A 5,849-nucleotide genomic window follows, 5' to 3' on the forward strand; every position below is an offset into this window, starting at 1 on the left:
ACATCGCTCCAAAGCCCCACCCGCTGGTGTTGCCCTGCGTCCTGTAGCTGCCTTCCCCGTAGTTGACCGTGCGGTTGAGCTTCGCGTCGTTCCACCCACCCGTCAGGATCAATGTGTGCGCCCAGCGCTTGCTCTGGTAGCGGCCGAAGAGGTTGGCGTAGTAGCTGTCCAGGTGGCCGTCCGCAGAGTCCGCCGCGCTGGCCGTCAGGTCGCCGTAGTTGGCCGTGAAGGCCGCTCCCATCGTGAAGTGGTCGCTGAGGTCCACGTCCATGCCCACGGTACCGCCCCAGGTGGTGAGCTGGTAGCCGCTTTCATCCCCCTTGGTGTCCAGCTTGCTGTAGGAGCCCGTGCCTTCCATCCACATGTGGAAGTAGGGGAGGTCTTCGTTGATGTAGGCGGGGTTGACGCCCATGAGGGTGGTGCGGTTCCTGATCCAGCCCATCTGGTCGCGCAGGGCGTCCTTCTGGGCCGTGCCCAGCGCGTTGACCGTGCTGCCCGCTACGGCGGCCAATGCCCTGGATGCTCCCGCCAAATCAGGATTGCTCCCCGTAACCATGGTGCTGATGGCATTCATGACCTGCCCGAGCCGGGAAGTGGCGTCCAGGTTGTTCCTGGCTCCCCACAGAAGTTCGGAACCTGCTCCGGAATTATGGGAATTCACCGCAGGCTTAAAAATATTATCCTGCTGTACCGTGGCGTTCAGCACAATATTGTTTCCTTCCCGGACCATGGTCGCATCCTTGTAATACACGGCAAAGAGTCCGGAAGTACCCACGGACATGGATTCCCCTTCCGCCATGCCGTCAATCGCGTCCGCGGTCATCAGCACCACTCCGTCCAGGTTGTCATACGTTCCCAGGCCCGTGTTGCCGGTCATGTTGGCAAGCGTAAAGCCGGCGCCGTTCCCGATAGTAATGGAATCCGCCGTCAGCATGGCGGAGCCGAAAGGATCGGCCGCGCTCAGGTTATACACGAATTCCGTCATGGAACCGCTCTGGAAGTCAACGCTGCCGACGTTCAAGGTGGTATTGGGGTCCCCTGCTCCATTCCCGATGGCCTCAATGCGCAGGGTGCCGGAAGCGCCTACCGTAACGTTGCGGTAGTCAAGCGCGGGAGCGGCGGACGTGCCTTTCAGCACCAGGGTGCCCCCTCCGTGCACGCCCAGGTCATACGTGGAGCTTCCGGTCTGCATCACCTGGGTTACCTTGCCGGAGACGTCAATGCTCCCTTCCCCGTCCAGTGTGCCGGAGAAAGAGCCGTTCACGGCGGATGCGGAGGTGACGGACAGTGCATTGCCATTCAGGGCCAGCGTTCCAGCGCCGGAGAGGGCCAGAATGGACTTCTCCCCGGTCCCGGACAGGCTCAGCGTTCCGTTCAGCGTCACGGAGGTTCCGAACAGGCCGGCTTCCCCTGCCAGGGTGAGGGAAGAACCTTCCTGAACGTTCAGGCGGCCTGCTCCGGAAATGGTGGTCGCCTGGTCCAGGGTGGAATCCCCGGCAGTCTTGAGCGTTCCGCCCGCAGAGATTTGCAGGGAGCCGCCCTCCGCGTCATCTGCCAGGGTGGCCGTCGTGGTCCCTCCGATCACGACGCGGACGGGTTCATCCGCAGAGGCGGAGGACAAAGTCAGCGTGCCGATATTATTGGCGCTCCCGTTCAGGGCCAGCGTGCCTTCCCTGGCAACCACCGCATTGGAGGTATTGACATTGCCATTCAGCACCAGGGTCTTTTCTCCCGTCTTGATCAGGTCCGCGCCGTCACCGTTCACGGTAAGATTGCCGTTGAACACGGAGTCGTCCAGATCGTTCGCAAGTTCGATATCCAGCGAACCGTCCCCGGCGGCATTCACCACCAGGTTGCCCGTGCTGCCGGTGCCGGAGGAAAGATGCCGGATGATGGTCTTGTCCGTATTGGCCGCAGGCACGTCAAAATTCAGGGTGAGGTTTGTGTCCACAATCACCTGCGCATAGGAATTAAGGGCCGGAATTTCCGTCACCGTGGAACCGTCCACGGACGAAATGTAAATCTGGTCCGTTCTGCCGGAAATGATGATGCTGCCGCCTTCCACCCCCTTGATGCCGAATCCCAGGCTTTCCAGCGTGGCATTGAACGTAAGGTGCTGGTTGAGCCACGCCACCAGGTCGCTGGAAGGCAGGCCGGTGATCGTTCCGTCGGTCAGCAGAATGCCTACGGATTCCAGTTCGCGCATGGCGATCAGGATATCCGTATCAATGTCCATGTGCAGCGTGAGGTCGGAAGCGTCCCCGCCGAAGGAAACGGTGCCCGTGGCCGTGTCATTGAACTGGAGCAGGCTCTTCTGGTCCCCGGCAGCGGCATACGTGGTATTGTTCGCACCCACATGCAGGGAATTATTCCCCGTCAGCGTCAGATTTCCCGTCAGGCCGGTAATGGCCGTTCCCGCCGTGGCGGTATTGATGCCGCCCACCTTGTCCCCGGACAGGCCGCCCAGGTCAATATCCCCGGAATTGGCCTCCGCATTCACGGTTACGCCGCCGGCAGTGGCGTAGGCTCCTGCATGTTGCAGCCCTCCCTTGGTAATGGTGATGTTGTTGGCAATCGCCTGGTTGTTCATGTCCAGAACGGAACCGCCGTTAACGGAAACATTCCCGGTCCCCAGGGAACCGGCGCCCAGCGCCTTCACCGTGCCGCCGTTCAGGGTGGTTCCTCCCTGGTAATTGTTAGCGGCGTTCAGTTCCAGGACCGGGGACCCGCCGGCCCTGTTCACGATCAGAGCTCCTGCCCCGGTAATCTGCCCGACCCAGGAGCCTGTGCCCTCTCCATTGCCCAGCTGAACCGTGCCGCTGGTAATGGTGAGCGTCCCCGTAGCGGTATTGTCCTGCGTCAGCACCAGCGTTCCGGTTCCGGCCTGTTCCACCCTGGCGTTCAGGGCGCCTTCCGCTCCTACGGTGGCGTTCATCAGAACGAGGTCATTGGTGTAGGAGAATTTGAACAAGCTTGTTCCGCCGTCAGCCTTTAACACCACACCATCCCCGAAAAGCTTGCCATCATTCAGGGTCGCCGCCGTATTGTTGCCGAATGCCCAGGTAAACAGGGCATTGCCAGTGCGGGTGAACGCCCCGTGGAACCCGGTCATGTCTCCCGTCAAGTAGGCGAAGGCATCCCCCAGTGCGGTGGTCACCGTACCTGAACCGGTGAATGCCCCGCCAAAGTAATAGGACTTGCCGCTCCCTCCGTTTAGGTAGGTTCCTTTCTCCAGCACATTGATCGTTGCCATGACGGCGGTATCCGCCGTGTTGACGGCATCCATCCAGAAACCGCGTCCATTCAGGGTTAACGTCCCCCTCCCCATGCTGGCGGCGGTGGCAAACTGGAGGTCGCGGGCATCATTTGTACTGCCCGGATTATTATTCAACCCGGATGCAACCAGTTCCCCGGTAAAGGATGAATTGTCTCCTGAAATGTAAAAACGGGATTTGGCCGCCTGGTTGTCCAGCTCAATCCGGCCCGCTCCGCTCATGCCGTTGATGACGATGTTGGCGCTGTTTCCGGAAGGCATTCCATCGATGGCGCTGGAAATGGCGAGGGTTCCTCCCGCATTCACCGTGACTCCCGCGGAAAACCTCGTTTGAACACTTCCGGAGGCAATGGACACGGAACCTCCGTCCACCGTCAGAGCGCCCGCATACACGGCGGCGCCAAGATTCAAGGTGCCGTCTCCGGATTTTTCCATGGCCATCGCCTTGTAATTATCCACGGAAGCCCACGTTACGGCGTTCCCGTTGGTATCCACTTTAATGGAGTTCTTGCTCGTGGAGGAAATCTGTCCGGAAATATCCGCCGTCACGCCAGCGCCATACTGGAGGATACCGCCGTCAAACGACAGACTGCCGGCGCCGAGGGCGGCGTCATCTCCCATTTCAAGCGTGCCGCCGCCCAGGATCACCTTTCCGGTATAGTTGGTATTGGCCGTATTGATGGTCAGCTTGGCGTTGCCGGTCTTTTCCAGATTACCGTTGCCTTCCAGAGAGCCGCCCCCTGCCGCGGCATCCCATACATAATCCGTCGTATCCGCCTGCACCATGATAATCGTGGGAGAGACGGCGCCATCAATGGTCACCGTCTGCGGGGCGCTGCCGCCAATGTCTCCCATGACGACTCCGGAATTATCATTGTAAACGCCGTCGTCCTTCCACGGGGAAGCGGCGGGAGCAGTGGCGGACCAGATTCCGTCGCCCCCCTTCCATTCAAGCAAAGCCACCTGCGCCACCACCAGGGTAAGCTTGCCGTTCCCCGTGCTCCAGGAACCCAGAAGATTGTCGCCCAGGACAAAGGAACTGGCAGGAACTCCGGTGACGGTGCCCGCGCTGATCAGGTCATAGGAACCCTCCGTCCAGGCCACGCCGTCTATCGTTCCCTGCCCCAGAAGCAGTTCGCTGTTCACGGTCAGCGTTCCGGTCACATTAAGCAGAGACGCGCCGGAAGCCGGAAGAGCGGAGAAATTCAGGAGGGACGAGTTTCCCAGCGTCAGGTTTCCCGTAATCGTGCCGGACGCGCCCAGCGTCAGACTGCCAGCAGCGGCAATACCAAGAGTTCCACCATTCATGTTCAGGGAACCCGCGGCGGCAAGAGTCACATTGGAAAACTGCGTGGCGGCGTTTACCGTCAGGCCAGATGAACCACTCACGGTCAGCGTATTATTGTAGGTAGCATCATGCTGCGCTTTCAAATTGCCTCCATTTAGGTTCACCATTCCCGAACCCAGAGCAGTAGCATTATTCAACTGCAATGTTGCCCCTCCCGTAACCATCCAGTTCGCTGTCATGGCTTGACGGTTCCTGTTGACGGATTGATCAGTTACATTCGTCGTCTGTGCGGCCGAATTCAAAATCAGCGTACCAGAATACCCCACACCTCCCACAGTAATTGTGGGGGGATCAGTAATCCCTTCCCCAACCGCAAGCGCTCCATAAACGTTCATGGTCTTGCCTGCAGCGATCTGGAACAAGGTATTCGCATAAAATGAAACGCCCTCCCAGGCCGTACCCGTTGATCCTAACGAAAAATCCTCCCCGATGTTGAAAACCGTCGCCTGCCCTTCTCCCGGAGCACGGAAATTGACGACGCGGGAACCGCCGTCGCTGGAGGATACACTGAATCCTGAAGCACCCGCCGCCACATTAATGCCACCCAGCGACAAGCTATTGAACTGGGCCTTGACGGCCTTTTGAACATTATCTCCATATGGTCCGCTGAATTGCATAATATTGGCACTGGTTCCGGCCCACACGTTTGCATAATTGGTCGGCGCCGGATTCCAGTTGGCATTTGTATGGATCCAGCCATCCGTTCCGCCAAGCCATGTATAGGTTTCCGCCAAGGCATGCGGTGAGGAAACGGCGGCCATGCAGGCAATCAGAGAGGACAGGAGACCCAAGGGAAGGTGCAGCTTCATAATTTTTAATGAAAATGAACGTGAAAATACCTCCTGAACCTGACAGGAGGCTTTTTATCATCATTAACGGATTAAAAATCCTCCTACAAGCTTAAACGTTGATTCCGTAGGCGTTGCAACTCTCCTGGAAGACCGTTTTCATGCTATATCTGGTCCGCAATCAGATATGTTCGTGGTGGTATCCTTATCAGTATAAACATGCAAGCAGGTTCATTCTGGTATATTGGCGGCTTTTCCGTTCCCTAGCGGATTTTTAATCCGCCTTGCGAATCATTCCGGATGGAATCAATAATCCATTTTAACATCATTTATTCCACTATATGATATCAACTGCGCTACTGCACCATGCCGGCAGAAGCGCCGCACAGCATGCAATGTTCCGTGACGCAGCAGGGCCGTTCCGGACAATGCCGGAACG

Annotated in this window: 1 protein-coding gene; it reads right to left on the bottom strand. The window is 58.3% G+C overall.

The genetic code is table 11. The annotated features are described in order from the left end of the window. Positions 1-5,431: autotransporter-associated beta strand repeat-containing protein (locus HJW02_RS12730; protein ID WP_208050651.1), on the bottom strand; the 5,431-nt coding region annotated here is incomplete at its 3' end. Positions 5,432-5,849 lie beyond the last annotated feature (418 nt).

This window comes from Akkermansia sp. GGCC_0220, assembly GCF_017566105.1.
GTDB classification, from domain to species: Bacteria; Verrucomicrobiota; Verrucomicrobiia; order Verrucomicrobiales; family Akkermansiaceae; genus Akkermansia; species Akkermansia massiliensis.